Annotated in this window: 25 protein-coding genes; 15 read left to right on the top strand and 10 right to left on the bottom strand. The window is 70.6% G+C overall.

From position 1 onward, the window contains the following. Nucleotides 1–83: 83 nt before the first annotated feature. The 3 genes from CU044_RS02605 to CU044_RS02595 all read right to left on the bottom strand — a co-directional run bounded on the left by CU044_RS02605 (nt 84) and on the right by CU044_RS02595 (nt 1,998). Nucleotides 84–746: a hypothetical protein gene (locus CU044_RS02605; protein WP_129766796.1), complete on the bottom strand. Its 663-nt coding sequence runs from the start codon at nt 744–746 to the stop codon at nt 84–86. Between the two features lie 182 nt (nt 747–928). Then, nucleotides 929–1,165 carry a DUF397 domain-containing protein gene (locus tag CU044_RS02600; protein WP_129766778.1) on the bottom strand — a complete coding sequence of 79 codons (237 nt, stop codon included), beginning with the start codon at nt 1,163–1,165 and terminating at the stop codon, nt 929–931. Then, nucleotides 1,162–1,998 carry a helix-turn-helix transcriptional regulator gene (locus CU044_RS02595; RefSeq protein WP_129766777.1) on the bottom strand — a complete coding sequence of 279 codons (837 nt, stop codon included), beginning with the start codon at nt 1,996–1,998 and terminating at the stop codon, nt 1,162–1,164. The genes CU044_RS02600 and CU044_RS02595 overlap by 4 nt, the downstream gene beginning before the upstream one ends. A 146-nt stretch (nt 1,999–2,144) precedes the next feature. Here CU044_RS02595 and CU044_RS02590 point away from each other — a divergent pair, with 146 nt between their 5' ends. After that, on the top strand, nt 2,145–2,627 hold the full coding sequence (locus tag CU044_RS02590; RefSeq protein ID WP_240045291.1) for a hypothetical protein: 483 nt from the start codon (nt 2,145–2,147) through the stop codon (nt 2,625–2,627). A 2-nt stretch (nt 2,628–2,629) separates the two neighbouring features. Here the strand turns inward: CU044_RS02590 and CU044_RS02585 are convergent, their stop codons facing one another. Both CU044_RS02585 and CU044_RS02580 read right to left on the bottom strand, forming a co-directional pair. Beyond that, on the bottom strand, nt 2,630–4,657 hold the full coding sequence (locus tag CU044_RS02585; RefSeq protein ID WP_129766776.1) for a serine/threonine-protein kinase: 2,028 nt from the start codon (nt 4,655–4,657) through the stop codon (nt 2,630–2,632). Between the two features lie 198 nt (nt 4,658–4,855). Further along, a complete protein-coding gene (locus CU044_RS02580) occupies nt 4,856–5,509 on the bottom strand; it encodes an HD domain-containing protein (protein WP_129766775.1) in 654 nt (217 codons plus the stop codon). Between the two features lie 140 nt (nt 5,510–5,649). Between CU044_RS02580 and CU044_RS02575 the strand changes: the two genes are divergently transcribed. Next, complete coding sequence (locus tag CU044_RS02575; protein WP_129766774.1) at nt 5,650–6,675, top strand: DJ-1/PfpI family protein; 1,026 nt, start codon at nt 5,650–5,652, stop codon at nt 6,673–6,675. Nucleotides 6,676–6,761: 86 nt separating this feature from the next. Here CU044_RS02575 and CU044_RS02570 read toward each other — a convergent pair whose 3' ends face one another. Continuing rightward, on the bottom strand, nt 6,762–7,148 hold the full coding sequence (locus CU044_RS02570) for a MerR family transcriptional regulator (RefSeq protein ID WP_129766795.1): 387 nt from the start codon (nt 7,146–7,148) through the stop codon (nt 6,762–6,764). Between the two features lie 125 nt (nt 7,149–7,273). Here CU044_RS02570 and CU044_RS02565 point away from each other — a divergent pair, with 125 nt between their 5' ends. From CU044_RS02565 to CU044_RS02545, 5 genes are all read left to right on the top strand, one after another. Further along, the gene (locus CU044_RS02565) at nt 7,274–8,224 is read left to right on the top strand and encodes a chlorophyllase (RefSeq protein ID WP_129766773.1); all 951 of its coding nucleotides are present in this window, start codon (nt 7,274–7,276) and stop codon (nt 8,222–8,224) included. Nucleotides 8,225–8,414: 190 nt separating this feature from the next. After that, complete coding sequence (locus CU044_RS02560; RefSeq protein ID WP_129766772.1) at nt 8,415–9,806, top strand: aspartate aminotransferase family protein; 1,392 nt, start codon at nt 8,415–8,417, stop codon at nt 9,804–9,806. Nucleotides 9,807–9,967: 161 nt separating this feature from the next. After that, the gene (locus CU044_RS02555; RefSeq protein ID WP_129766771.1) at nt 9,968–10,651 is read left to right on the top strand and encodes a GntR family transcriptional regulator; all 684 of its coding nucleotides are present in this window, start codon (nt 9,968–9,970) and stop codon (nt 10,649–10,651) included. A 68-nt stretch (nt 10,652–10,719) separates the two neighbouring features. After that, nucleotides 10,720–13,326, top strand: coding sequence for a dolichyl-phosphate beta-glucosyltransferase (locus tag CU044_RS02550; RefSeq protein ID WP_240045290.1), 2,607 nt, complete (start codon nt 10,720–10,722; stop codon nt 13,324–13,326). A gap of 267 nt (nt 13,327–13,593) precedes the next feature. After that, nucleotides 13,594–14,244 (top strand): hypothetical protein, encoded by a 651-nt coding sequence (locus tag CU044_RS02545; RefSeq protein WP_129766769.1) that lies wholly within the window; start codon nt 13,594–13,596, stop codon nt 14,242–14,244. Nucleotides 14,245–14,399: 155 nt separating this feature from the next. Here CU044_RS02545 and CU044_RS02540 read toward each other — a convergent pair whose 3' ends face one another. Beyond that, the gene (locus tag CU044_RS02540) at nt 14,400–15,170 is read right to left on the bottom strand and encodes an SLATT domain-containing protein (protein ID WP_129766768.1); all 771 of its coding nucleotides are present in this window, start codon (nt 15,168–15,170) and stop codon (nt 14,400–14,402) included. Nucleotides 15,171–15,493: 323 nt separating this feature from the next. Here CU044_RS02540 and CU044_RS02535 point away from each other — a divergent pair, with 323 nt between their 5' ends. The 7 genes from CU044_RS02535 (at nt 15,494) to CU044_RS02505 (ending at nt 22,133) form a co-directional block, all read left to right on the top strand. Further along, nucleotides 15,494–15,829, top strand: coding sequence for a YbaB/EbfC family nucleoid-associated protein (locus CU044_RS02535; RefSeq protein ID WP_078490815.1), 336 nt, complete (start codon nt 15,494–15,496; stop codon nt 15,827–15,829). A 108-nt stretch (nt 15,830–15,937) separates the two neighbouring features. Then, nucleotides 15,938–16,537, top strand: coding sequence for a recombination mediator RecR (gene recR, locus CU044_RS02530; RefSeq protein ID WP_129766767.1), 600 nt, complete (start codon nt 15,938–15,940; stop codon nt 16,535–16,537). Then, nucleotides 16,530–17,198, top strand: coding sequence for a DUF5063 domain-containing protein (locus CU044_RS02525; RefSeq protein WP_129766766.1), 669 nt, complete (start codon nt 16,530–16,532; stop codon nt 17,196–17,198). Before recR ends, CU044_RS02525 begins: the two co-directional genes overlap by 8 nt. A 234-nt stretch (nt 17,199–17,432) precedes the next feature. Beyond that, on the top strand, nt 17,433–18,704 hold the full coding sequence (locus tag CU044_RS02520; RefSeq protein WP_129766765.1) for an aspartate kinase: 1,272 nt from the start codon (nt 17,433–17,435) through the stop codon (nt 18,702–18,704). Nucleotides 18,705–18,747: 43 nt separating this feature from the next. After that, nucleotides 18,748–19,806, top strand: coding sequence for an aspartate-semialdehyde dehydrogenase (locus CU044_RS02515; protein WP_129766764.1), 1,059 nt, complete (start codon nt 18,748–18,750; stop codon nt 19,804–19,806). Between the two features lie 336 nt (nt 19,807–20,142). Continuing rightward, the gene (locus CU044_RS02510) at nt 20,143–20,805 is read left to right on the top strand and encodes a SigE family RNA polymerase sigma factor (RefSeq protein ID WP_129766763.1); all 663 of its coding nucleotides are present in this window, start codon (nt 20,143–20,145) and stop codon (nt 20,803–20,805) included. Further along, complete coding sequence (locus CU044_RS02505; RefSeq protein WP_240045289.1) at nt 20,802–22,133, top strand: hypothetical protein; 1,332 nt, start codon at nt 20,802–20,804, stop codon at nt 22,131–22,133. Before CU044_RS02510 ends, CU044_RS02505 begins: the two co-directional genes overlap by 4 nt. A gap of 66 nt (nt 22,134–22,199) precedes the next feature. On the opposite strand, the gene CU044_RS02500 is transcribed toward CU044_RS02505, so the two are convergent. The 3 genes from CU044_RS02500 to CU044_RS02490 form a co-directional block, all read right to left on the bottom strand. Continuing rightward, nucleotides 22,200–22,952, bottom strand: coding sequence for an SURF1 family protein (locus tag CU044_RS02500; RefSeq protein WP_129766762.1), 753 nt, complete (start codon nt 22,950–22,952; stop codon nt 22,200–22,202). A gap of 176 nt (nt 22,953–23,128) precedes the next feature. Then, nucleotides 23,129–24,916, bottom strand: coding sequence for a prolyl oligopeptidase family serine peptidase (locus tag CU044_RS02495; RefSeq protein ID WP_240045294.1), 1,788 nt, complete (start codon nt 24,914–24,916; stop codon nt 23,129–23,131). A 145-nt stretch (nt 24,917–25,061) separates the two neighbouring features. Beyond that, on the bottom strand, nt 25,062–25,694 hold the full coding sequence (locus CU044_RS02490) for a TetR/AcrR family transcriptional regulator (protein WP_129766761.1): 633 nt from the start codon (nt 25,692–25,694) through the stop codon (nt 25,062–25,064). Nucleotides 25,695–25,782: 88 nt separating this feature from the next. Between CU044_RS02490 and CU044_RS02485 the strand changes: the two genes are divergently transcribed. Further along, complete coding sequence (locus tag CU044_RS02485; RefSeq protein ID WP_129766760.1) at nt 25,783–26,499, top strand: hemerythrin domain-containing protein; 717 nt, start codon at nt 25,783–25,785, stop codon at nt 26,497–26,499. Nucleotides 26,500–26,522: the final 23 nt, after the last annotated feature.

The following is a 26,522-nucleotide window of genomic DNA, read 5'->3' as shown; positions in this document are numbered from 1 at the left end:
CGGTGGGTGCGGGCCGAGGGGGTACCCCCTCGGCCCGCACCCACCGCCCCCCACCCCAGGGCGCTTCTCGCGGGGCGGTCCCGTCAGACGATGACAGGGATGGTCTCGGCGGAGTCGGTGGACCAGTTGGTGACGATGGGCTTGTCCACGGTGGCCATGTCGGGGAGTTCCAGCTCGGCCGGGTTGGGGTCCTCTTCGGTGAGGGCGATGATGACGTTCCCGAACTCCGTGCCCCCATCGGTCACAGTGGTCTTGGCGTCGATGCCGGTGTACGCGACGGCGGAGCCGGTGAGCTGGATGGGGTCTTCGCCGCCCTGTCCGACGGGGGAGGCGACGCCGTCGGCGTCGGAGCCGAAGGACACGGTCGGGGTGTTGACGTCCAGGTAGCAGGTGATGCCGGGCTTGGCCTTGGCGGCTACGAGGTAGTAGCCGCCGACCCCGGACTCCCAGGTGACCGTGAAGTCCAGGTCGTTGGTGCCGCAGGACTGCCCGTAGCCGCTCTTCCCGCCGTCGTCGGAGGCCGTCTTGATCGTGGAGCCGCTGGAGTTGGAGTCGGAACCGTTGGAACCAGACTTGGCGGTGGAGGCGTTGTCGCTGCCGGCCGAGGCGACGGAGGAAGAGGCTGCGGCGCTGCCGGTGTTCGCACCGTCGTCGGCGCTGCAAGCGGTGGTGGTGGCGGCCAGGGCCGTCACGGCCGCGGCGGCCAGGACGAGACGGGTGGAACGGGCGGCGAGACGCGAGCGCATCATGATCTCCAGCGGCTGTCGGTTGCGGTGCTTCCTGCTGACACCGACGACACTAGGGCTGGGTCGATCCTGAAATGATCCTGCGCATGTCCGGGTTCTGTCTCAGCGATTTCGGTTCCAAAAGACGCGGACATGCCGCGTCGAACCGTGCGGGGCCGGACTGTGCCCGGCCCCGCTCCGGGTCAGGCCGACCAGGTGAGGAACCGTGCCCAGGCGTCGGGGGCGACGGTGAAGGTGGGGCCTTCGACGATCTTCGAGTCGCGGACGTGGACGGCGTGAGGGCAGGTGGCGACCTCGACGCAGTCGCCACCGCTGTCGCTGCTGTAGCTGGACTTGTGCCAGTCGAAGGCGACTTCGATGCACTCGCCGCCGCTGGGGTTGCTGTAGCTGGACTTGAACCACCGCAGGGTGTTGCTCATTGCTGGACTCCCGCCAACCGTTCGATGAGGCCCAGTGATTCGCGAGGACCCAGGGCCTGTGCCCGGATTTTCGCATAGCGCTGGCCGTATGTGCTCACCTTTCCGGGGTCGGAGATGAGGAGGCCCTCCTCCTGTGGCTCCAGGTAGATCAGGTGGTCGTGGTCCGGAGTCTCCACCAGGGTCATTTCGCCGTATGCGCCTGCATGCTCACCGCTGAGACCACAGTCCAGCGGCAGCACCTGGAGCGTGACATTGCGCCGCTTCGCACACTCGGCGAGATGCAGGAACTGTCGGCGCATGATCTCCAGACTCCCTATCGGCCGAGTGAACACCGACTCGTCCAGGATCAGTTCGAGCAGTGCCGTCGGCTCCCGGTCGAAGATTGCCTTCCGCGCCATCCTGACCTCGACCAGCTCCTCCACCCGCTGCTCGGGCAGCGGCGGATAGCCGCCGCCGATCAGGGCCCGCGCGTACTCCTCCGTCTGGAAGAGACCATGGACGGCTTGTACCGCGTACAGCTGTAGCCCCACCGCCTTCTGCTCCAGCAGCACATAGTCCTTGAACTGCTCCGGATACTTGTCCAGCCGTACGTACTCTCGCGCCTGCTCGAAGATGCCCATCCCCTCCCCGAGCACCCGCTCCAGCGCCACCAGCATCTCGTCACTCGCCGGTTGCGCGCACGTCTCCATCGCGCTCACCGCCGTGCCCGAGAAGCCCATCTCCTTTCCCAGCTGTTCCTGCGTCAGCTTTTTCTTGATGCGCATCCTGCGGGCGACATCAGCCACCAGTCGCGTCGCAGGACCCGCCGTTTCCTTGTTTTCCGCTCGCGCCATCGCGATCACCTTTTCGACTCAACCGGTCACAACCGAGACTTACGGAATTCGACCTTCCGTAAAGGGCGTTCGGGCAGGTCAACCCCTGTCCGACGTACCCCTTCCAGACATGGAAAACGCTAGCCAGCGGAGGTCAGAATGTCCCTATGGATGCGACAACTCGCCAATTAGGTGACATCGATTGGATTCCGGCCTCCGGATTTCAGCTCCGTAAAGCGGGATGCCGATTCGATGCCGTGAGGGTCGACGCGGATGACGGCCGCCGCCTCGCCGACATGCTGGAGGCGCTCTGCGGTGGTGAACCCGGGCCGGTGGTCTGCGAGGCGAATAGGCGGCGGGGAATGTATTTCCTGGTGCCGCCGGGAAGTACCGCCCACCGTTCCTGGCCGCCCGGCGTTCAGCGGTTCAACTCGGCGCGGAATATGGTCAGTTACGTACCGGTGCCCGCGCTGTCGGGGCGTACGTGGCCGCTTTCCTGGTACTTCCCGCCCACGGCCCGCGACCGCTTCGTCCACCCGCTCCTTCTGCTGAACGCGGCGATCGCGCTCCTCAGCGAGCCGCCGGGGCGAGACGTCCTGGAGACGGTCGGCTTCCGTCTCTCCACGCTCGACGTCCACGACGGCGACTGAACTCAGTTCTCCTTGGTGTACGTCAGCGACTCGCCGGCCGTCGTCACCCGGCGCAAGGTGCCGTCCGGCTCGATGGTCAGCTCCGTCGGGGTGCCGGGCGTGCAGGAGGACATGGGTTCGCCGGTGGTGACGGTGGAGGGGCCGATACGGAGCGGCTCGTCCGGGGACGGGGCCGACGCCAAGGGGGCCGCGAAGACGCAGTGGTATGTGCCGTCGCCGGGTGGGCCGTCCACGGTCAGGGAGAGGACCGTATCGCCCACCTCGCCCTGCTCGATGACGAGTTCGCGGCTGCTGCTGCCCGTGCTGGTGTCCACTGCTGCGGTCCACGTGCCCAGATACTCCGTGGGCACGTCGCCGTCCTTGGTCTCCTCCCCGGAGGGGGACGGGGAGGGATCGGCGGACGGTTTCGACGAAGGGCCGGCCGGATCGTCGGCCGAGGGCGTCGGGTCGGCCGTGCCGCTGACCCGTGTGCTCTTGTCGTCGCCGTCCATGAAGGCGTACACCGAACCGCCCGCCCCGATCGCGACGACCACGGCCACGGCGATCAGCGCGATCGTGGCGCGGGTGTTGCGCGGCGCGGGTTCGGGCTCCGGGGGCGTGGCGTACGTCGGTGTCATGCCGTTCGGAGGGGTGGGGCCGAAGGCCGTGTGCTGGGGCGGGTAGTACTGCGCGGGAGGGTGCGGCGGGCCGTATCCCGGCTGCGGATAGCCGTAGGGCTGCGGAGCGGGACCCGGAGCGGCTGCCGGACCCGGAGCAGGTATCGGACCGGGAGCGGCTGCCGGACCGGGAGCAGCTGCGGGACCCGGGGCAGGTATTGGGCCGGGGGCAGGTGCCGGGCCCGGAGCAGGTGCCTGGGTGGGTGTCGGGGCCGGGAAGGCGCCCGTCGGTTTCGGAGTCGGGGCAGGACCCGGCCGAGTCGGCGCCAGCCGCAGCGTCTGTTCCGACGGCGTCTCCGCCCGCACCCCCGGCCCCGGCTCCGGCTCCGGCCCCGGCTCCGGTCCCTTCTTCGTCTCCGGCACCGGTCCCGGTCCCGGCGGCGTTTCCTGGCCCAGTTTCCGCAGCTGGCCCGTCGGGTCCTCGTGCTCCAGCAACTCCACCGCGTGCCGCCCCAGTTGGGCCAGCAGGCCGCCCGGCAGCCAGGGTTCGCCGCCCGGTCCCGCCCCCGAGTCCGCCGCCTCGCCCACCCGGGCCAGTACGTCCCGTGTCGTCGGCCGCGCGGCCGGGTCCTTCTCCAGGCAGCCGCGTACCAGCTCGGTCAGACTCGCGGGCAGTCCGGTCAGATCCGGTTCCTCCTGCGCGATACGGAACATCAGCGCGTGCAGACCCGTGTCCGCCGTGCCGAAGGGCAGCCGGCCCGTCGCCGCGTACGTCAGGACCGAGCCCAGGCAGAACACATCGCACGCCGCCGTCACCCGGTCCCCGCGTACCTGCTCCGGTGCCATGAAGCCGGGCGAGCCGATCAGCGAACCGGTCCGGGTGAGGCCCTCGTCCGCGACCGGTTCCAGCGCGCGGGCTATGCCGAAGTCGATGACGCGCGGGCCGTCGATCGTCACCAGCACGTTGGACGGTTTGAGGTCGCGGTGGATGAGGCCGGCCGCGTGGATGTCCTGGAGCGCGTGGGCGAGGCCCGAGGCGAGGATACGAACGGAACGTTCCGGCAGCGGACCGTAACCGCCACCGGCCGTGCCACCGGGCCCACTGGGCCCGCCCGGCCCGCCCGATACGACCGTGTGGAGCGACGGGCCCGCCACGTATCCCGTCGCCAGCCAGGGCACCGGCGCCTCCGTGTCGGCGTCGAGGACCGGCGCCGTCCACGCGCCGCCGACCCGGCGCGCCGCCGCGACCTCCTGCCGGAACCGGCCGCGGAACTGTTCCTGCGCGGCCAGTTCCTCGTGGACGAGCTTGACGGCGACCGTACGGCCCCGGTCGGAGCGCGCCAGATAGACCTGGCCCATGCCGCCCGCGCCGAGGCGTGCCAGCAGCCGGTAGGCGCCTATGCGTTGCGGATCGTCAGCTGCGAGTTTCTCCATGGCCGGCCGGCCCCTCCCCATCGTCACGCCTCGGATCATCTCGCATGACACGGCCGAACTCATCGCTTGCCTCGAACGAAACCTCTACGGACCGGTGTTCGCCGGAGCGACGGGCTCCGTTCGAAGGCTTCGTTCGAGGGCTCCGTTCGTACGCTCCTTCCACGGGTTCCGGGGCTCCTCTCACGGGTTCCGTCCCGCTTACTCGGGCCAGGCCGAATCCTCGATCACATCGACGAAGTCCGTCCGTACGAACCCGGGCGAGAAGCGCGCCAGCACATCCGCCTTCACATTGCCGAAGGTCGTCTCCGGCCGGTGTTCGATCCCCTCCGTGAAGGCCTGGAGAATCCGGCGCTTGAAGTCCGGCCGCGGGTGGGCCGCCACGACCTCCTCCCTCACCTTGTCCGGTACGGCGTCCAGCCCCATCCCCAGCACATCGAATTCGACCCCCGCCGTGACCAGCGCGACCTCGGACTCCATGTGCGACGGGATCTCCGGCGTCGTGTGCAGGGCGATCGCGGTCCAGACGATCCGCGCGCTCTCCTGTGAGAGCCCGTGGCTCAGCAGGAAGTCGCGGGCGGCGTCGGCGCCGTCGAGTTCGAAACGCTGCCGCGAGGCGCGGTAGCTCTCGGTCAGGCCGAGGTCGTGGAACATCGCGCCGATGTAGAGCAGCTCGGGGTCGTAGGTGAGCCCGCGCCGCCGTCCCTGGAGGGATCCGAAGAGGAACACCCGGCGGGAGTGGTCGTACAACAGGGGGCTGGTGGTGTCCCGCACCAGCTCGGTGGCCTCCTTGGCGAGGGCGCTGTCGGGGATCTCGATACCGGCGATGCGTTCGGCTTGGGCTGGGGCTGACATGGCGGGTTCCTTTCGCGACGCTGCTTCGGCTTCCGCTTCGGCTTCCTCTTCCACTGTCAGCCCGCCGCCCCTGTCCCTGCCATGTCTATCCAGACCTGTATCCCACACATATGGCCATGGATCCGGGCTACGGTTGCCGTATGAGGGCCGGAGAGCACAGCGGAGAGCGCGTCGGCGAGCACACCGGTGGGCGCATCGGCGAGCGCAGAAACATCACCGTGTTCGTGTACGACGGCGTTCGGCTGATGGATGTCGCCGCGCCGCTGGAGGTGTTCGGTACGGCGGCCGGGCTCGGCGGCGCGTACAGCACGGCGGTCTGTTCGGCGGACGGCGGTCCGGTGATCACCTCCACCGGCACCCGGCTGCACGCCGACGTGGCGGCGGCCGAGGTCGGCAGGACGCACACGCTCGTCGTCCCGGGCTCCGACGACCTGCCGCACCGCCCGCCGCCTGCCCGGCTCCTTGACGCGGTGGCCGAACTGGCCGGCCCCGAGCGGTCCCGTCGTATCGCGTCCGTCTGCACCGGTGCCTTCGCGCTGGCCGCCGCCGGGCTGCTGGACGGCAGGCGCGCGACCACCCACTGGCGGCACGCGGCCGTCCTGGCCCGGCGCCATCCCGCGATCACCGTGGACCCGGACGCGATCTTCGTACGGGACGGCCGTACGTACACCTCGGCCGGGGTCACCGCGGGCATCGACCTCGCGCTCGCGCTGGTCGAGGACGACGAGGGCGTCGAGCTGGCCCGTGAGGTCGCCCGCGATCTGGTGGTCTTCCTCCAGCGGCCGGGCGGGCAGTCGCAGTTCTCCGTGGCCGCCCGTACGCCGAGCCCGCGCCACGACGGGCTGCGCGGACTGCTGCGGGAGGTGACGGCGGATCCGGCGGGCGACCACTCGCTGCCCGCGCTGGCCAGGCGCGGCGGGCTGAGCGCACGCCATCTGACCCGGCTCTTCAACGAGCAGGTCGGCAGCACACCGGCGGCGTACGTCGAGTCCGTACGGCTGGAGGCGGCGAAGGCGCTGCTGGAGGCGGGGGAGACGGTGACTGGCGCGGCGCGGCGCAGCGGGCTCGGCAGTGACGAATCGCTGCGGCGGGTGTTCCTGCGGCAGCTTGGCGTGACGCCGTCGGCGTACCGGTCCCGTTTCCGGACGACGGCCCCAGCCCGGTGAACTGAGCCGGCCCCGCCCAGTGAGCCGGCCCCGCCCAGCCCGGTGAACTCAGCCGGCCCCGCCCAGTGAGCCGGGCCGCCGCCGCGTCAGTCGTCTCCGGTGGCCTCGTTCCGGCAGGACCGGCCTGTGCGCAGTTGCGTGCCGGCACCCGCGATGACGGAGTCGAGTCTGCTCCGGGTGCTGACCAGATCGGTGATGTGGCCGTCGATACGGTCCCGTTCCACTGCCAGGCGGTCCAGCAGTTCCGGTGTGGCGTTGCCGTCGACGACGCACGGCATGAGCTCCACGATCACTTTGCTCGACAGGCCGGCGGCGTACAGCTGCTGAATCAGCTGGATGCGGTCGACCGCGCTCTCCGGGTACTGCCGTTGGCCCCCGGGGCTGCGTTCCGAGGTGAGCAGGTTCTGTTCCTCGTAGTAGCGCAGGGCTCGGACGCTGGCCCCTGTCCTGGTGGCGAGTTCACCGATACGCACCACGCACCCCCGTTGCGATCTGGGTCACACCGACTTGCCTCTGACGTCGACGTCAGGTTTTAGCGTAACTCGTGAGGGGGCGCCCACCACCGGCCCCGTTTCCGTCCGTCGAAGGAGTGTGGCCCATGCCCGAACAAGACACCGCCGTCGTCTCGGTCAAACCGATCGTGCTGCCGGCGCCGGGGCCGGCGCCGACAGCGGCACGCGGTGCGGACCTGCCCCCGCGCGGCGCGGACCTGCGGGTACGCGTCTCCGCGCCCGTGACCGGACGCGACCTGCCGATCGTCCTGTTCGCCCACGGCTTCGGCTCGTCGCTGGACGGTTACGGACCGCTGGCCGACTACTGGGCCGCCCACGGCTTCGTGGTGATCCAGCCCACGCATCTCGACTCCAAGACGCTGGGCGTGCCCGCGGACGATCCCCGCGCGCCGCAGTTGTGGCGTTTCCGCGTCGAGGACATGAAGCGCGTCCTCGACAGTCTCGATGTACTGGAGGCGGCCGTCCCCGGCCTGAGCGGGCGGCTGGACCGGAGCCGCGTCGCCGCCGCCGGACACTCCTTCGGCGGCCAGACGGCGGGCGTTCTGCTGGGGCTGCGCGTCCGTGACCCGCGGACAGGCCAGGCGGAGGACCTGTCCGACCCACGCGTCAAGGCGGGTGTACTGCTGGCCACGGCCGGCAAGGGCGGCGACGACCTGACGCCCTTCGCGGCCGAGAACCTGCCGTGGCTGAGGCATCCGGACTTCGGGCACATGACCACCCCCGCCCTCGTGGTCGCGGGGGACAGGGATGTCCTCCCGCTGACCGTCCGGGGAGCGGACTGGACGACCGATCCGTACGTCCTGGCTCCCGGCGACAAGAGCCTGCTCACCCTGTTCGGAGCCGAACACTTCCTCGGTGGGATCTCCGGCCACCACGCCGCGGAGACCACCGACGAGAACCCCGAGCGCGTCGCCCTGATCCAACGGGTCACCCTGGCCTACCTGCGCCACGCACTCGGCATCGACAGCTCCGACTGGACAGCGACACAGAAGGCCTTCGCCGGCCCCCACCCGCTGGGGCGGCTGGACTCCAAGTGAGCACCCCGGCAATCCTCTGGCCGGCCCTGGCAACCTCCGGCAACCCCGGCAACCCCGGCAACCCCGGCAACCCCGGCAACCCCTGGCAACCCCCCGGCACCGCCCGCCCCGACAGGATGCCGACCAAAGTGGCTCACTCCATACAACCTGGCGATACCGCCCCGCTCCCGCGCCTCCCTACCCTTGCCGCATGACCCCTCATACCGACCACGTCGGCCACGGTGACGATGCCGGCCGTGCCGACCCGCAGTCCGGTGCCGCGGTGAAGGCCGCGGACCGCGCGCATGTGTTCCACTCCTGGTCAGCCCAGGGCCTGATCGACCCGCTCGCCGTCGCGGGCGCCGAGGGTTCCTACTTCTGGGACTACGACGGCAACCGCTATCTCGACTTCAGCAGCGGACTCGTCTACACGAACATCGGCTATCAGCACCCCACGGTCGTCGCGGCGATCCAGGAGCAGGCCGGCCGGCTCGCCACCTTCGCGCCCGCCTTCGCCATCGATGTGCGCTCCGAGGCCGCACGCCTCATCGCCGAGCGCACCCCGGGCGACCTCGACAAGATCTTCTTCACCAACGGCGGCGCCGAGGCCGTCGAGAACGCCGTCCGGATGGCCCGGCTGCACACCGGCCGTCCCAAGGTGCTCTCCGCGTACCGCTCGTACCACGGAGGTACGTCCACCGCGATCAATCTGACCGGCGACCCGCGCCGCTGGGCGTCCGACAGCGGCACGTCCGGCGTGGTCCGGTTCTGGGCGCCGTTCCTCTACCGCTCGCCGTTCTACGCCACGACGGAGGCCGAGGAGTGCGCCCGCGCGCTGGAGCACCTGGAGGCGACGATCGCCTTCGAGGGCCCGGCCACCATCGCCGCGATCATCCTGGAGACGATCCCGGGCACGGCCGGCATCATGACGCCGCCGCCCGGCTATCTCGCGGGTGTCCGTGAGATCTGCGACCGGCACGGCATCGTCTTCGTCCTGGACGAGGTGATGGCGGGCTTCGGCCGTACGGGCAGGTGGTTCGCCGCCGAGCACTTCGATGTGGTGCCGGACCTGCTGACCTTCGCCAAGGGCGTCAACTCGGGGTATGTCCCGCTGGGCGGAGTCGCCATCTCCGCCGCGATAGCCGAGACCTTCGCGACCCGCCCGTACCCCGGCGGGCTGACCTACTCCGGTCATCCGCTGGCCTGTGCCGCCGCCGTCGCGACGATCGGGGTGATGGCGGACGAGAAGGTCGTCGAGCACGCCGCGCACATCGGCGAGACGGTCCTCGGCCCGGGGCTGCGTGATCTGGCGGCCCGGCACCCGTCGGTCGGTGAGGTGCGCGGTACGGGGGTCTTCTGGGCGCTCGACCTGGTCAAGGACAAGGAGACGCGCGAGCCGCTCGTGCCGTACAACGCGTCGGGCGAGGCGAACGCGCCCATGGCGGCCTTCGCCGCGGCCTGCAAGAAGAACGGCCTGTGGCCCTTCGTGAACATGAACCGTACGCACGCGGTGCCGGCCTGCAACATCACCGAGGCCGAGGCGAAGGAGGGGCTGGCTGTCCTGGACCTGGCGCTGGCGGTCGCGGACGAGCACACGGTGTAGCCACAGCACACGGCACAGCCCGGCGGGCGGGTCCGGCGTGGGGGTCCGGTGTGGGGGCCGGGTGGCCCCGGCGCGGGGGCGGGCGGGTCCGGCCTGCCCGCCCCGAACCCCCGCGTCACCTGGCTTAAGGTGTCCCAAGCCGGACGAGGGGACAGAAAACCATGCCCGCCAGCGGAGCTGTGACCCGCAATACCTTGCGGCAGCAGATCGCGGACGCGTTGCGTGACGAGGTGCTCGCGGGGCGTTTACTGCCGGGCCAGGAATTCACCGTCAAGCAGATCGCCGAGCAGTACGGGGTCTCCGCGACCCCGGTCAGGGAGGCGCTGGTCGACCTCTCCGCACAGGACCTGCTCGACTCCGACCAGCACCGTGGCTTCCGCGTCCACCAGTTCTCGGTGGACGACTTCCGGCGGATGGTCGACGCGCGCTCGCTGATCGTGGACGCCGTCTTCCGCAGGCTGGAGGGCGAACATCTGGCGGCCAGGGCGCACGGCGCGGTGCTGGTGTCCGTACGGCGCCGGGCCGAGGAAGCGGCGCGCGCGGCCAGGAGCGGGGATCTGACCATTCTCATCGGCTACGACCTGCGGTTCTGGCGCGAGTTGTGCGCGCTGGTGGCCAACCCCTACGTCGCGGACTTCCTGCACCGGCTGCGCGTCCAGGCATGGGTGTTCTCGGTGCCGTTCCTGCGCGAGGACCCGCAGGTCCGCAAGAGGCTGTGGGGCGGGCACGAGCAGCTGGTCGACGCGCTGACCCTCGGTGACGCACCGGCGGTGCGTGCCGTGATCGGTGAGTACGACAACCATTCGCTCGCGTGGGCGGACAGGCTGGAGAGTCCGCAACGGTGACCGGCGACATGGCGAGGGCCTCGGGAGTGGGCGCGGGCAACACGGCAGATGCGGCGAATCCGTCGGGCGTGAATGCGTCGGACGCGACGAACCCGGCGGACGCGAATCCGTCGGGCGTCGATCTGTCCGTCGTCGTCCCCGCGTACAACGAGGAGGGGCGGCTGCGCCCCACCCTGGACGCCATCCGCGCCTATCTGAACGCGGACCAGGACCGCTGGGGTACGTGGGAGCTGATCGTCGTGGACGACGGCTCGACGGACGGTACGGCCGCGGTCGCCGCCGAGGCCGCCGCGGGCGAGCCGCGCGTCCGGGTCGTGACGGGCGGCGGCAACTACGGCAAGGGCCATGCCCTGCGGCAGGGCGTGCTGGCCTCGCACGGCCGGCGCGTACTGCTGACCGACGCGGACCTCGCGACCCCGATCGACGAGCTGGACCGGCTGGACAAGCAGCTCAGGGCGGACGGCGACGGCGCGGCGATCGGTTCGCGCGCGCACCCCGACGCGCGGATCGAGGTACGGCAGCTGGCGCTGCGCGAGTGGCTGGGGCGGTTCGGCAACCGGCTGATACGGCTGGTCGCGCTCGACGGCATAGCCGACACACAGTGCGGCTTCAAGCTCTTCGACGGCGAGCGGGCGCGGGCCGCCTTCGCCGGCTCCCGGCTGGACGGCTGGGGGATAGACGTCGAGATCCTGCGGTTCTTCCGGCGGTCGGGCTGGCCGGTGACGGAGGTGCCGGTGCGCTGGGCGCACCAGCGGGGCTCCAAGGTGAAGCCGCTGGACTACGGAAGGGTGCTGCTGGAGCTGCTACGGCTCGGCGCGGCGCGGCGTGGCCCCGGCCTCGACTCCAGCGCCCACACAGCCCACACAGCCCACACAGCCCACACAGCCGATACAGCCGATGCCGCCGGCACCACCGGTCCCGGCCGTCGTCGCCGTACGGACCTGGTCGTCGGCGTGCTCTTCCTCCTCGCCTCCTTCTTCCTCTACAAGGGGCTGTGGGCCGACCTCGACCGCGCCTATCTCGCCGACGCGGGCTCCGACCAGAACCAGTGGGAGTGGTTCTTCCGGGTCACCGCCGACAACGTCACCCACCTGCGGAACCCGCTGTTCACCACCCTCCAGAACTTCCCCGACGGCGTGAACCTCATGGCGAACACCGTCATGCTCGGGCTCTCCGTCCCGCTCACTCCCGTTACGCTCGCCTTCGGTCCGACCGTCACCTGGGCGCTCGTCCTGACCGTCGGCCTCGCGGCCACGGCACTCGCCTGGTACTGGCTGTTCGCGCGCCGGCTCGTGCGCGGACGCCGGGCGGCGGCGCTCGGCGCGGCCCTCGCCGCCTTCGCGCCGCCGATGATCTCGCACGCCAACGCGCACCCCAACTTCCTCGTCCTGTTCATGATTCCGGTGATCATCGACCGGGCGCTGCGGCTCTGCGAGGGCCGGCGCGTGGTCCGGGACGGGGTGCTGCTGGGGCTCTTCGCGACGTATCAGATCTTCCTCGGCGAGGAGCCGCTGCTGCTCGCCGTGATGGGCACGCTGCTCTTCGCGCTCGCGTACGCCGTGGTGGACCGCGAGCGCGCGCGGGCGGCGCTGCGCCCGCTGCTGCGCGGGCTGGGATGGGCGCTGCTGGTGTGCCTGCCGTTGGTCGCGATCCCGCTGTACTGGCAGTTCTTCGGCCCGCAGAGCTACCACAGCGTGCTGCACGGCGACAACGCGGGCAACAGCCCGCTCGCCTTCCTCCAGTACTCCGGGCGCTCGCTGTTCGGCGACGACGCGACGGCCGACAGGCTCGCGATGAACCGCACCGAGCAGAACGCCTTCTACGGCTGGCCGCTGATCTCCCTGGCGTCCGCGATCGGACTGTGGCTGTGGCGGGCCGCGGTGGTCAGGGCGCTGGCGTTCACGGCGGCCGCGGCGGCGCTGCTCTCGCTGGGGCCGAAGATACGTATCCCCTTCACGGATGTGGTGCTGACGGGCCCCTGGCGGATCCTCGCCCATCAGCCGCTGTTCGAGTCGGTCATCGAGTCGCGGGTCGCGATGATCTGCGCGCCCGCGCTGGGCGCGCTGGTGGCGCTGGCGGCCGACCGGCTCGCGGACCGGCGCGCCGAGGAGCGGGAGCTACGGCTCGGCGGACCGGCCCTGGCGGAGCGGCGCAGGCTCCGGCTCGTGGCGTACGCGGTGGTGGCCGGGGCCCTGCTGCCGATCGTCCCGACGCCGCTGCCGGTACGGGAGCGCCCGGACGTCCCGGCGTTCATCGCGGACGGTATGTACCGCTCGTACGTCGGCGAGGGCGAGACCGTGGTGCCCGTACCGGTGCCCGACCCCGGCAACGCGGAGGCGCTGCACTGGCAGTCGGCGAGCGGCCTCGGTTTCTCGGTGCCCGGCGGGTACTTCAACGGGCCGTGGGGCGAGGAGCGGAGGGGGATCTACGGTGCCCCGGCCCGCTACACGTCGAATCTGCTGCGCGATGTCCGCTACAGCGGACAGGTCCCGGCCATCGACGCGAAATGGCGCGCGCAGGCCCGCTTCGACCTGGAGTTCTGGAAGGCGGGGGTGGTGGTGCTCGCGTCGCAGCCCAATGACGCGGCGCTGTACGAGACGCTGGAGAAGCTCCTCGGAGGGCCGGGGAAGCGGATCGGCGGAGCATGGATCTGGGATCTGCCGCCTGCGCGGTGATCCGCCGTCCACGGGGTGCTGTCGGCGACGTGTGCCCCGTACTCGGAAGGCCCGGTACACACGAGGCCCCTTTACGCCGAGGCTCCCGTACACACGAGGACCCGCACACCGAGGCTCCCGTACACACGAAACACCCCCTGCCCACCCCGTACATACGGGTCCCCGTCGACCCGGCCTCTTCGCTGGACGTGCCCGCCGCATTACGCTGTCCCGACCGTCGCGACCATCGCGCGCCCGCGTACGAACCCGTTGGAGAGCGAGCCTCCCTTGGCCTGTGACCTGTGGTTGGTCCCCCTCGTCGATGTGCTGTGCCACAGCCCCGACAACCCCTTCGCCGAAGAGATCGCCGTCTACGACAAGGCACTCGGTGCTGCCGGGCTGCCGTCCGTTCCCGTCTTCGCCTATATGCCGGGCCTCTCGGGGGATGTCGCCCCGGTCGCCGGCTTCGACTATGACGCGCTGCACTTCCTGCGGCGCGCGTATCTGCTCCAGCTCTGCGGCCTCGCGGTGACGCCGGTCGGTGAACTGGGCGGCGACTACGAACAGTTGCTGGAGATGTTCGAGTCGACGGCCCAGCAGTCGCATCTGGTCTGGCACTACGACCACGCGGGCGCGTATGTCCCGGTGGACTACGACGCGCCCCTCTCGAACGAGGAACTCCTCGCGGGCGGCGGCCCGCTGGGCTCCACGCAGGGTCTGCTGCGGGAGCTGGAGATCGTCGGCCCGGCGATCGGTATCGACCCGGCCAACCCCCCGTCCGCCCCCGCCCCGCCGGCCCGCCCCACGTCCTTGGAGGAACCGGCGACCTCGATCCCTTACGACGACGGCCCGTTCGCCCGGGAGCGCCATGTGTGGCTCGGCCTGCACGCGGCGGCCACCAGGAGCCTGGGCCAGGGCTCGATGATCATCTTCAGTTGAAGAGCGCACGAGCATGAGGGCCGGGGGCCTGGGGCCGAGGACCGGGGCCGGGGGCCGGCGCGAGCCGACCCCCGCCCGGCCCCCGGTCCTCACCGCGCCCCCGGTCCCCACCCCCGTCCCTCACCGTGCCCCCGTCCCTCACCGCGCCCCCGCCCTCACCGCGCTTCCGGCGGTCGCTGCCTCGGCATGTTCGGCCGGGCGCCCGGGGGGAGCGGAAAACGTCCCGGGGGCGGTACGACGCCCTCGCCGCGTGCCCCGCCCATCGGTACCGACTGCATCATCAGCGGCGCGGGGCCCGAGCGGAACTCGACCATCCAGTCCGCCGTCTCCGCCCGCACCAGCTCCGTCACGTCCTCGGTGAACCGCCGCAGGACGCCGAGGCAGCGCTCCGCCGCCTCGCTGGCCGTGCCCTCGGTCGGCCCGAGGACCTCCCGTACGCACTCCGACGCCCAGTCGAACTGGAACGTCTGCAGCCTGCGCTGCACCGCCTGCGCCGTCGCGACCGCCCGCATCCAGCCGGACGTCAGCCCGAGATACCGGTCGCACCCCACACAGGCCGCGCCCAGCAGCAGCGAGAGGTATCCCCACCCCGCGGCCCCGGTCACCGCGCCCGTCAGATCCAGCAGCGGCAGCGCCGCGCCCGCCGTCACCGCGAGGGCCGTCGCCGCCCGCAGCGCGCGGGCGCCGCGCCGCTTGCGCACCCGGTCGGCGAGATACCAGTCGACCGTGCGCAGCGCCCCCGTCTCGACCCAGCGGTAGAGCTCGTCGAGCCGCTCCGCCGGCTCACCCCAGTCCCCGAGCGGAAACGGGCCGCCCGTCAGATCGCCGTAGGGCGGCGGGCCGCTCTCGTCCTCGCCGGTGGTCTCCCCGGACGGAGGCCCCTCCTCCCGGGCGGGGCCTCCGGGCTGCATCTCCGGCTGGCTCACCTGGGTACTCCTCTACGGTCTGGCTGTGACTCTGCGTGACGGTCGGTGTGCGCGCGTACGGGCCGGGGGCTGCCCAGGGCCTGTCGACGCGCCTGTTGACGCGTATGCACTTCCTACCGCCAAATGGTGGGCGCTGTGCCCGAAACCCCGGCATTTCCTTCCGTGTGGGTGCCGTGATCAGGTAGGGGAGCGCGAGGCTCTCACTCGAAAGAGTTCGCTTGGGGTTCGTTCCGGCGGGGTAGGGCGCGGTGCTCGGGGACCACGTAGGCTCGCCTTACGGACAACTCGTCCAGTAACTCGTCGTCGAGATGCCAGGAGTGACCGTGATTCCCGGTGGTGGTCAGCCCAATATGCAAGAGCTGCTCCAGCAGGCCCAGAAGATGCAGCAGGACCTCGCGCGGGCACAGGAGGAGCTGGCGGACGCCGAGGTCGAGGGGCAGGCGGGCGGTGGTCTCGTGAAGGCCACGGTCAACGGCTCCGGGGAGCTGCGTGCTCTGGTCATCGACCCGAAGGCCGTCGACCCCGAGGACACGGAGACCCTCGCGGATCTCGTCGTCGCCGCCGTGCACGCGGCGAACGACAACGCGCAGCAGCTCCAGCAGGAGAAGCTGGGTCCGCTGGCGCAGGGACTCGGCGGGATGCCGGGCCTGCCCTTCTGACGCGTCCTCCGCGCTCTTTCCCGCCCGCGTAAGCCGCGTAACCCGCTCTTCTAACCCGCGCTGACACCAACTAGCGTATGTACTCACCGTAGTAGGGAAGGCAGTCCGTTGTACGAAGGCGTGGTCCAGGAACTGATCGACGAGCTGGGCAGGCTGCCCGGCGTCGGTCCCAAGAGCGCGCAGCGGATCGCTTTCCATATCCTCCAGGCCGAGCCGACCGATGTGCGCCGTCTCGCCCATGCCCTCCTCGAGGTCAAGGACAAGGTCCGGTTCTGCGCCGTGTGCGGCAATGTCGCGCAGGAGGAGCGCTGCGGGATCTGCCGTGACGCGCGCCGCGATGTGACGGTGATCTGTGTCGTGGAGGAACCGAAGGACGTCGTCGCCATCGAGCGCACCCGCGAGTTCCGCGGCAAGTACCACGTGCTCGGCGGCGCGATCAGTCCCATCGAGGGCGTGGGCCCCGATGACCTGCGGATCCGTGAGCTACTGGCCCGTCTCGCCGACGGTACGGTCACCGAGCTGATCCTGGCGACCGACCCCAACCTGGAGGGCGAGGCCACGGCCACGTACCTCGCCCGCATGATCAAGCCGATGGGCCTGAAGGTCACGCGCCTGGCCAGCGGTCTGCCCGTGGGGGGCGACCTGGAATATGCCGACGAGGTCACGCTCGGGCGTGCCTTCGAGGGGAGACGACTTCTCGATGTCTGACGCAACGCTGCACGCCGTGAACCAGGATCCGGACGACTTCGCGGTCCAGATCGCCGACCAGATCGAGAGCTTCATCGTGGCCGTCACGGAAGTGGCGAAGGGCGATGAGCCGGACAGTGCCGTGCCGTTCCTGTTGCTGGAGTTCTCCCAGCTCATGCTGGCCGGCGGCCGGCTGGGTGCCCACGAGGACATCCTTCCCGACGAGCGGTACGAGCCCGATCTCGGCCCCGAGCCGGACGTCGACGACCTGCGCGAGCGCTTCGCCGTGATCCTCGAACCGATCGATGTCTACTCCGAGGTCTTCGACCCGTACGAACCGCGCAAGGCGCCCGTGCCGTCCCGTATCTCCGACGACATCGCCGGTGTGGTGACGGATCTGCGCCACGGCCTGGCCCACTACCGCGCGGGCCGGACGACCGAGGCGCTGTGGTGGTGGCAGTTCTCGTACTTCTCCAGCTGGGGTTCCACCGCCTCCGCCACTCTCCGCGCCCTTCAGTCGCTGGTCGCCCACGTACGCCTCGACCAGCCGCTTCCGGCCCTGGACGGCCTCGACACCGACCAGGATCTGACCGAGGAGGCCGAGGACGTGCTGGCGGAGGAGGCCGGCAGGGTGATGGCGGAGGAGATCGCGACCCCGCTGGGCATGCGCACGCTCAGGTGACACGGGCGGCTCGGGCGTGACACGGGCGGCGTGAGCGGGCAAAGCTTCGTGACGTGGGCCACGTTCCCGCGTGTACCGCGCCATCGGGGGCATGCATGCACACCGAGCGGCCGTGTCCGTCTCAAGGTGATCACGGAGTGGGCGGGACATCTCACGATGTGGTATAGCCGGGACGTCGTGCGGCCGCTCGTTAAACTGAGCCGACAGTGACTATGGACTGAGCGAGGAGCGCACGTGGGCCTTGTCGTGCAGAAGTACGGAGGCTCCTCCGTAGCCGATGCCGAGGGCATCAAGCGGGTCGCCAAGCGGATCGTCGACGCCAAGAAGAACGGCCACCAAGTGGTCGTCGTGGTGTCGGCGATGGGCGACACGACGGACGAGTTGATCGATCTCGCCGGGCAGGTATCCCCTATCCCCGCCGGGCGTGAGTTCGACATGCTGCTGACCGCGGGAGAGCGGATCTCCATGGCCCTGCTGGCGATGGCGATCAAAAACCTGGGCCACGAGGCCCAGTCGTTCACCGGCAGCCAGGCGGGCGTCATCACCGACTCGGTCCACAACAAAGCGCGCATCATCGATGTCACGCCGGGCCGGATCCGTACGGCGCTCGACGAGGGCAACATCGCCATCGTCGCCGGGTTCCAGGGGGTGTCCCAGGACAAGAAGGACATCACTACGCTGGGCCGTGGCGGCTCGGACACCACCGCTGTCGCGCTCGCGGCGGCGCTGGAGGCCGAGGTGTGCGAGATCTACACCGATGTGGACGGCGTCTTCACCGCGGACCCCCGGGTCGTGACGAAGGCCCGGAAGATCGACTGGATCTCCTTCGAGGACATGCTGGAGCTCGCCAGCTCCGGCTCCAAGGTGCTGCTGCACCGGTGCGTCGAGTACGCACGCCGTTACAACATCCCGATCCATGTCCGTTCCTCGTTCTCGGGGCTCCAGGGCACATGGGTCAGCAACGAACCGCAAGGGGACCGCAAGGTGGAGCAGGCCATCATCTCCGGTGTCGCCCATGACACCTCAGAGGCGAAGATCACGGTCGTCGGTGTCCCCGACAAGCCCGGCGAGGCCGCGACGATCTTCCGCGCCATCGCCGACAACCAGATCAACATCGACATGGTGGTGCAGAACGTCTCCGCCGCGTCGACCGGTCTGACCGACATCTCCTTCACGCTGCCGAAGACCGAGGGCCGCAAGGCGATCGACGCGCTGGAGAAGACGAAGCCGACGATCGGGTTCGAGTCGCTGCGCTACGACGACCAGATCGCCAAGATCTCGCTCGTCGGCGCCGGCATGAAGACCAACCCGGGCGTCACCGCCGGATTCTTCGAGGCGCTCTCGGACGCGGGCGTGAACATCGAGCTGATCTCGACATCCGAGATCCGTATCTCGGTGGTCACCCGCGCGGACGAGGTCACCGAGGCCGTGCGCGCCGTGCACACCGCCTTCGGGCTCGACAGCGACTCCGACGAGGCCGTGGTCTACGGAGGCACCGGACGATGAACGCGCCTTCCGCGCCCCGCGGCGCCGCGCGGAGCGCCGCGCGATGAACGGCGGGCCGACGCTCGCGGTCGTGGGTGCGACCGGAGCCGTCGGCGCCGTGATGCTCCAGATCCTGTCGCAGCACGCGGACGTCTGGGGCGACATCCGGCTGATCGCCTCACCCCGTACGGAGGGCGGCAAGCTGTCCGTACGCGGTGAGGCGACCGAGGTCGTCGCGCTCTCCGAGGCGGTTCTCGACGGTGTGGACGTGGCGCTGTTCCTCGTACCGGACGAGGTGTCCGCCCGGTGGGCACCGGTCGCCGCGGCCAAGGGTGCCGTGGTCGTGGACAATTCGGCCGCGTTCCGCATGGACCCCGATGTCCCGCTGGTCGTGCCCGAGCTCAACCCCCACGCCGTACGGGCCCGTCCGCGCGGCATCATCGCGAGCCCGGGGTGCGCCACGCTCTCGATGATCGTGGCGGTCGGCGCGCTGCACGCCGAGTTCGGCGTGCGGGAGCTGACGGTCTCCTCGTACCAGGCGGTCAGCGCCGCCGGACAGGACGGCGTCAGCGCGCTGCGTGAACAGCTCTCCCTGGTCGCGGGTACGGAGCTGGGCACGCGCCCCGGCGATGTGCGCCGCGCGGTGGGCGATGCCACCGGGCCCTTCCCCGCCCCGCTGGCGCTGAACGTCGTGCCGTGGTCCGGGTCCGCCCTGGAGGGCGGCTGGTCCTCGGAGGAGATGGCGATCCGCGAGGAGACCAGGAAGATCCTGGACCTGCCGACGTTGCGGGTGTCGGCGACCTGTGTCCGGGTCCCGGTGATCACCGGGCACTCCCTCGCCGTGCACGCGCGCTTCGAGCAGGAGATCACGGTCGGCCGGGCGCACGAGATCCTGGCGACCCAGCCGGGCGTGGTGCTGTTCGACAACCCCGGGGCGGGCGATTTCCCCACGCCGGCCGATGTGGTGGGGACGGATCCCACCTGGGTGGGGCGGGTACGGCGGTCGCTGGACGACCCCCGGGCGCTGGAGCTGTTCGTCTGCGGCGACAATCTACGCAAAGGTGCCGCGCTGAACACGGCTCAGATCGCCGAGGCCGTCGCCGTCGAGCTGTCGCGGCCGTAACTCCCCACCGTCCGGGAGCGGTAGCCGCGTGAGCGAGCGAAATCAGGAAGCCAAAGATCCGCAAAACTTTGTAGAATCTGTGAACGTCCTGTGGGCAGTTCCACGCTCTATGCCTCTTGAACTGGGACGTTGTCGTGTTCGACGATGCACATCCGTCTTTCCGCGAGAGCTCTGCAACCGCTGGACGGCTGGAAAGCGTCTCTGCGGTCGCCCCTTTGCGGTGTCGCAAATATGGGGCATAGGGGGAGATCAGTTACGCATGAGGGTATTTGGTGCAGCGTCAAATGGGATGGCGTGCGCGTACAACCCTGGTGGGGGGAAGCGTGTCCAACTGGCGTGGCAGAGGTTCTCGAAATCACAGCGATCGGCCCGGTGCGCGGCGCGACAGTGCGTCCGCTCCGTCGGCCCCGCACGCCGGGCGGCATGCCGGTGATCGCCCCCATGCCCGCCGCGCGGCCCGCACGTATACCGTCCCAGCGCGACGGCGCTGACGAGGCGATGGCCGCGGGTACCACCGTCGACCACCTGACCGAGACCTACCGCGCCCACTACCGGTCGCTGCTCGGTCTCGCCGCGCTCCTGCTGGACGACACGGCCTCCTGTGAGGACGTCGTCCAGGAAGCCTTCATCCGGGTCCACTCCGCGCGCAATCGCGTACGTGAGCCGGAGAAGACCCTCGCGTATCTGCGGCAGACGGTCGTGAACCTCTCCCGTTCCGCGCTGCGCCGCCGCATCCTCGGTCTCAAGCTGCTCTCGAAGCCGATGCCCGACATGGCGAGCGCGGAGGAGGGCGCGTACGACCTGCTGGAGCGGGACGCGCTGATCAAGGCGATGCGCGGACTCCAGCGCCGGCAGCGCGAGGTGCTGTCCCTGCGGTACTTCGCGGACATGACCGAAGCGCAGGTCGCCGAGACGCTGGGGATATCCCTGGGCTCGGTGAAGGCATACGGCTCGCGGGGCATAGCGGCGCTGCGCGTCGCCATGGAGGCCACGGCATGAGTGGGCGCGAGGACCGGCACGGATTCGGCCGGGGCGAGAGCCCCGGTACGGATCGCGGCGAGGGCCGCGGCGAGCGCCGCGGGCACGAGCCGGCCGGGCCGGACGCCCCGACGAACGACCTGACTGGAAACGGAATTGTGAACAACGGGCCGGAGAATGAGCTGAGCGGCCTCGGTGACACGAGTGCCGACCGGGATAAGAACGCCGCCAAGGGCGGCAGCGGTGACGGCGGTGGCCGTGGCGACGGCGGTGGCCGTGCCGGCGACCGCGGTGACGGTGACGGCGGTGAGGTCGTGAGCAACGACCTGAACGGCGTCCTGGACGGGGACGAACTGGCGCTGCGGCGGATGCTGCACGGCGCCGTGGGCGACCTGCGGCCGTCCGACGGCGCCCTCGACCATCTCCGCAAGGCCGTACCGACCCGGCGAGCCAGAAAGCGCCAGGCGGTCGTCGGTATGGCGGCGGCGGCGCTGCTGTTCGGTACGGCGGTCCCCGCCTTCGTCCATGTCGCCAACTCCACCGACGTGATGGACGACCGGGCCGTCAGCACCGGCCACGGCGAGCAGGCGCAGGGCGGTGCCGACGCCGACAAGGAGACCACGGGCGGCAAGAAGGACGCGGACGGTCCCTCCGACAAGGTGTCCGCCGACGAGGACGAGACCGATAAGACGGACAAGCCGGACGGCGGGGGCGCGTCGGGTTCGCCGGACGGCGGCAAGGACGGTTCGGTCGATTCCGAAGCCCCCTACGAGACCGCCTCCTCGTCCCCCTGCGACTCCAGCCAGCTCCTGGTCGTCGGCCAGACGGGCACCCCGGACGCCGCGGGCACGGTCTACGGGAGCTTCCGCGTCTCCAATGTCTCGGCATCGGGCTGTTCGGTCACCGGCCGCGGCACGGTCAACTTCCTGGCGACGGGCGCGGCCGACCAGAGCAAGATCCTCGTCGCGTCGCACACCGCGGGCGACCCGGCGACCGGGCTGCCCGACCCCTCCCAGGAGGCGGCGGCGCTGGTGCTGCCGCCGAACGGCGCGTACGAGGTGAAGTTCGCCTGGGTGCCCTCGGAGACCTGTCCGACGACCGGCGCCTCGCCCGACCCCTCCCCGTCCGAGGACGGCTCGGGGGGCACGACCGGCGACCCTGGTACGGGACCGGACACCGGCTCGGACGGCTCGGAAACGGTGACCCAGCTCACCACCGACGGCGGCACGCTGGACGGCTCGGTCGCGGTGACCCACACGGCGGAGCCGGGCGCCCCGAGCGGTCAGACGAGCATCTCCAACGCCTGCGCGGGCACCATCTACCGGACGGGCGTCCTCAACGCGTCGTAGGGCCAGGGCACGGGACACGGGATACAGGACACGGCCCACGGGACACGGGCCTGGAGACCGGAGTGGCTACGCGGCGGTCTCCAGCCCCAGCTTCCGGTCCCTGATCGCCTCCGCCTCGCGCCGGACGAGCCGGAACCACATGAAGACCACGAAGCCGGCGAAGACGAACCACTCGCCGGTGTAACCGAGGTTCTGGAACGCCTTGAGGTCGAGCCCGGTGTTCTGCGGCGCGCCCGCGGGCACGGCCCGCAGCCCGTCCGACGCCTTGCTGACGGTGACCCAGGCGTCGTACACGTCGTACGGCACGACATTGACCAGCGATGCCGCGCTGATCATGGCCAGCTGGCCGGGGGGCAGCCCGCCGCCCGCCCGTACCCCGTCGGAGCCGGTGGACTCGGACGCCTGGAGCGCCCCGGCCACCGTCACCTCGCCGGTGGGTGGCGCGGGCGCCTTCTCGCCGCCGGGCAGCCAGCCGCGCACCACGGGCAGTGCCTTGCCGCCGTCGGTACGGAGCATGGTCAGCACATACGAACCGGTCTTGCCGTCCAGCTGCCGGCCCGGCACCAGGAACTGGTCCTCGTACCGCCCACTGGCGGTGGTGTGCCGGCCCGAGGTCTCCTGGTCGACCGGCAGCAGTGTCTCCAGCGCCGCCGCGGGCCGCTCACCGGGATCGGGCGCCGCCTGCGCGGCCTCGTGCGAGGCGACGCGGACCTCGAAGCGGCCCAGCTGCCAGATCCCCATGAAAATGCACACGGGGATCGCCAGCAGGACGAAGACGTTGATCCCCAACCAGCGCGGAGTCACCAGGAAGCGGTACACCCCTCCACGGTACGGAACGCCGCCCGGGCCCCCGGTCCCGGGTCCCCGTAGAAGCCCCCCCGCAGAGGTCTCCCCGTCCCGGATCCCCCCCCGCAGAGGTCCCCTCGTCCCGGATCCCCCCGTGTCTCCCGTGGAGGTCCCGGGCCGCGGGCTCCCGTCATCTCCGTCATCTCACCTCACCGCGCGCCCTCCCCCAGGTGCTTGACCGCGAACTCCAGCTCCAGCCGGACCTGCTTGATCCGCTCCTCCACGACGAGCGAGCCATGGCCCGCGTCGTACCGGTACACCTCATGGACCGCGCCCCGGGCCGCCAGCCTGTCCACATAGTTCTCCACCTGGCGGATCGGGCAGCGCGGGTCGTTCACGCCCGCCGAGATATAGACCGGTGCCCGGACGGCGTCGACGTAGGTCAGCGGTGACGAGGCCGCGAACCGCTCCGGCACCTCCTCCGGCGTACCGCCCAGCAGCGTGCGGTCCATCGCCTTGAGGGCCTCCATCTCGTCGTGGTACGCCGTCACATAGTCGGCGACCGGCACGGCCGCGAGCCCCACGGCCCAGGCGTCGGGCTGGGTGCCGAGACCGAGCAGGGTCAGATAGCCGCCCCACGATCCGCCCGACAGCACCAGCTTCGCCGGATCCGCCAGACCGGACGCGACCGCCCACTCCCGGACCGCCGCGATGTCCTCCAGCTCGATCAGCCCGATCCGGTGCTTGAGCGCGTCCGTCCACTCCCGTCCGTATCCGGTGGAGCCGCGGTAGTTGACCCGGACGACCGCGAAGCCGTGGTCGACCCAGGCGGCCGGGCCCGCCGCGAACGCGTCGCTGTCATGCCACGTCGGGCCGCCATGGATCTCGAAGACCGTCGGGAACGGGCCCTCGCCCTCCGGCCGCTGCACGAGCGCGTGGACCCGGCCACCCGGGCCCTCCACCCACGCGTCCTCCACCGGCACCGACGCGGGCGCCGCCGGTCCCGGCGGATCGAGCACCACCCCGCCCGCCGTGGAACGCACCTCCGGCGGCTGGGCCGCGGACGACCACAGATACTCCACGCTTCCGTCGGGCCGGGCCGTCGCCCCCGAGACCGTCCCCGCCGGGGTCTCCAGCTGGACCAGCGCGCTCTTGGCGAAGTCATAGCGCCACAGCTCGCCGCGGGCCTCGAAGCTGTGGGCGACCAGCAGCCCCGACCCGTCCGGATACCACTCGGCGTTGACATCGCCGGGCAGCTCGATGGCCAGCTCGGTCTCCTCGCCGGTCAGCGGATTCCAGACGACCGGCTCCCAGCGGCCCCGCCGCTGATGGCCGATGAGCAGCCGGCTGTCCCCTTCCACCGGCGCGAAGCCCAGCACCTCCAGGCCCAGCTCGCGCGTACCGCCCTCCGTGTCGTCCAGCTCAGCCACCACCGAGCCGTCCAGCCGCAGCACCCGCACCGCCGAGTGCATCGCGTCGCCGTGCTCGGTGTGCTCTATCGCCAGCAGCGAGCCGTCGTGCGACAGATCGCCGACCCCGGCCGACTCGCGGTGCCGGTAGATCTCCACGGGCTGCTCGCCGGGCCGTACGACATGGAGCGTCGAGCCGTCCTCGTCGGTCGAGCGCCCCACCACCGCCGTGCCGTCCCGGCCGAGCGCCAGCCCGGCCGGGTAGGAGGGAGCGAGCCCCGCCACCGCCGGTTCGTCACCGGCTCCGTCCGCCCCGGCGGTGAACCGCTGCCGCATCCAGACCCCGAACTCGTCCCCGTCCGTGTCCGAGAACCACCAGATCCACTCGCCGTCGAGCGAGAGCACGCCGTCCGTCGTCCCGTTCGGCCGGTCCGTCGCCTGCCGCTGCTCACCGGTCGCGCGATCCCACGCGTACAGCTCGTACGTCCCCGTCGCGTTGGAGACGAACAGCGCGCGCTCCGGCGCGTCCTCCGCCCAGTCGGGCAGCGACACCCGCGGGGCCCGGAAGCGCTTCTCCCACGCGGGCATCGAGGCCGCGGCCGGGGTCGGGGCGGCAGCCGGGCCGGCTGCCGCGCCCGCTGTCGAGGCCACTGTCGAATCCGGTGTCGAACCGGTGATCTCAGTCATGCCCCCTATTCTGCGCCCGGCCCCTGACATTCCGTCGGCGTCCCGCTCAGCCTGTGGATAACTCCTTGAGCAGCATCTTCGTGGCCACGGCCGCCAGCTCCTTCTCGGCCTGGTCCCAGGTCCAGCCGCAGTCGTCGACGAGCGTGCGCCAGGCGCCCAGCCCGAAGCAGAACCACAGCACGTCGGCGCACCGCTCGACGGTCATCCCGGCCTTGAGAGCACCGAGGCCCTTGAGGTGTGAGGCGATCTCGCGGAGGGCAGATGTGTAGATAGAGGTGCCCTCGTCCCAGAGTGCTTCCGCCGCCTCGTGCACAGGCAGCGCGCTGTAGAGGATCGCGATCGATTCGCGGTGCTCCTCGTTGCTGAGCCGGGTGCGGTGGGCAAGCAGGGCGATGGCGGAGACGGCGTCCTCGGTGCCCCGTATCCGCTTCACGGTCTCCTGAGCGCCCGAGTGCGCGGCCGCGCGGTGGACGGTCTCCCGCAGTATGTCGAGCCGGCCCCCGGCGCTGGCGTACACCGTCTTGACCGCGGTCCCTGCCTCGCAGGCGATCTCGGCGACGGTCACCTTCGCGAAACCCCGCTCCAGGAAGAGCCGCCGTGCCGCGTCGATGATGTCGCGCCGTGTGGCGGCCGCGGTGAGTGCGCGGCGAGGAGAGTGGTACGGCCGTCCGTCAGGCATGTGAACATTTTAGGACAAGTCGGGCATTTATTGCAGTGCCTTTGAGTTCAATACATAGGGGCTCACCTCTATCTTCGAGGGACAGAGAATGAAGGTTTCATCCGCGCTTCGAGCCGAACGCTCGCGCCTGTACGACGAACTCCTCGCCGAGCACATGATCATGCGACGCGGCGCCGCCCTCGTGGCGGTGTCGTTCGCGAATCTCGCCGACGGTCAGCCCGTCGACGTCAGGACGCTGGTCAGCACCTCCCGCTGGCTGATCGATTACATCAGGAGCCATCACGGGAGTGAGGACGAAGAACTCTGGCCCGCGCTGCGGGACCTGTTTCCCACCGCCGTCGCCGAACTCGACGAGATGCTCGTCGAGCACCAGGCGCTCGACGCCGAGCTGCACGCCCTCGCCAGGGCAGTCGACGCGATCGACGCCCGGGAGATCACGGGCGGGCGCGCCGAGGTACTGGTGGTCGTCAGTGAGGCGGCCATGTCCGGGCTGCCGTCCGCCCAGCGGGTCCGCGAGATTCTGACCAGGCACTTCGACGAGGAGGAGCCGGTCCTGCTGGAGCTGTTCCCGCAGGTGCCGGACGCCGACCTCACACGCGTACGGGAGGGGATCTTCCACGGCGGCTTCCGAGGCAGCCCGCACCTGGTGCTCGGCCTGATGGAGGACCCGGACCGGATCCCCGGATACACGGCCGTGCTGAGCGCCTTCCCGGCGTCGGTGCGGTGGCTGCGCCCGGTACTGCTGGCGCGCTACCGCTCCACCAAGAAGGCGCTGGCGGTGACGACGTATCTCGACAGGATCTAGACGACGACGATGACGACGTACCT

Source organism: Streptomyces sp. L-9-10 (assembly GCF_004151105.1).
Classification (GTDB): Bacteria; Actinomycetota; Actinomycetes; order Streptomycetales; family Streptomycetaceae; genus Streptomyces.
Note: the sequence above shows the minus strand (reverse complement) of the source record. Positions and strands in the feature narration are given on the sequence as shown.

Bases quoted from the DNA above. Each gene is read 5' to 3' on its own strand.
- CU044_RS02560 (WP_129766772.1), top strand. From the start codon at position 8,415: ATGACCCCTCATACCGACCACGTCGGCCACGGTGACGATGCCGGCCGT.
- CU044_RS02590 (WP_240045291.1), top strand. From the start codon at position 2,145: ATGGATGCGACAACTCGCCAATTAGGTGACATCGATTGGATTCCGGCC.
- CU044_RS02575 (WP_129766774.1), top strand. From the start codon at position 5,650: ATGAGGGCCGGAGAGCACAGCGGAGAGCGCGTCGGCGAGCACACCGGT.
- CU044_RS02495 (WP_240045294.1), bottom strand. From the start codon at position 24,916: ATGCCCGCGTGGGAGAAGCGCTTCCGGGCCCCGCGGGTGTCGCTGCCC.
- CU044_RS02605 (WP_129766796.1), bottom strand. From the start codon at position 746: ATGCGCTCGCGTCTCGCCGCCCGTTCCACCCGTCTCGTCCTGGCCGCC.
- CU044_RS02555 (WP_129766771.1), top strand. From the start codon at position 9,968: ATGCCCGCCAGCGGAGCTGTGACCCGCAATACCTTGCGGCAGCAGATC.
- CU044_RS02515 (WP_129766764.1), top strand. From the start codon at position 18,748: ATGAACGGCGGGCCGACGCTCGCGGTCGTGGGTGCGACCGGAGCCGTC.
- CU044_RS02565 (WP_129766773.1), top strand. From the start codon at position 7,274: ATGCCCGAACAAGACACCGCCGTCGTCTCGGTCAAACCGATCGTGCTG.
- CU044_RS02525 (WP_129766766.1), top strand. From the start codon at position 16,530: ATGTCTGACGCAACGCTGCACGCCGTGAACCAGGATCCGGACGACTTC.
- CU044_RS02580 (WP_129766775.1), bottom strand. From the start codon at position 5,509: ATGTCAGCCCCAGCCCAAGCCGAACGCATCGCCGGTATCGAGATCCCC.
- CU044_RS02600 (WP_129766778.1), bottom strand. From the start codon at position 1,165: ATGAGCAACACCCTGCGGTGGTTCAAGTCCAGCTACAGCAACCCCAGC.
- CU044_RS02505 (WP_240045289.1), top strand. From the start codon at position 20,802: ATGAGTGGGCGCGAGGACCGGCACGGATTCGGCCGGGGCGAGAGCCCC.
- CU044_RS02595 (WP_129766777.1), bottom strand. From the start codon at position 1,998: ATGGCGCGAGCGGAAAACAAGGAAACGGCGGGTCCTGCGACGCGACTG.
- CU044_RS02485 (WP_129766760.1), top strand. From the start codon at position 25,783: ATGAAGGTTTCATCCGCGCTTCGAGCCGAACGCTCGCGCCTGTACGAC.
- CU044_RS02585 (WP_129766776.1), bottom strand. From the start codon at position 4,657: ATGGAGAAACTCGCAGCTGACGATCCGCAACGCATAGGCGCCTACCGG.
- CU044_RS02490 (WP_129766761.1), bottom strand. From the start codon at position 25,694: ATGCCTGACGGACGGCCGTACCACTCTCCTCGCCGCGCACTCACCGCG.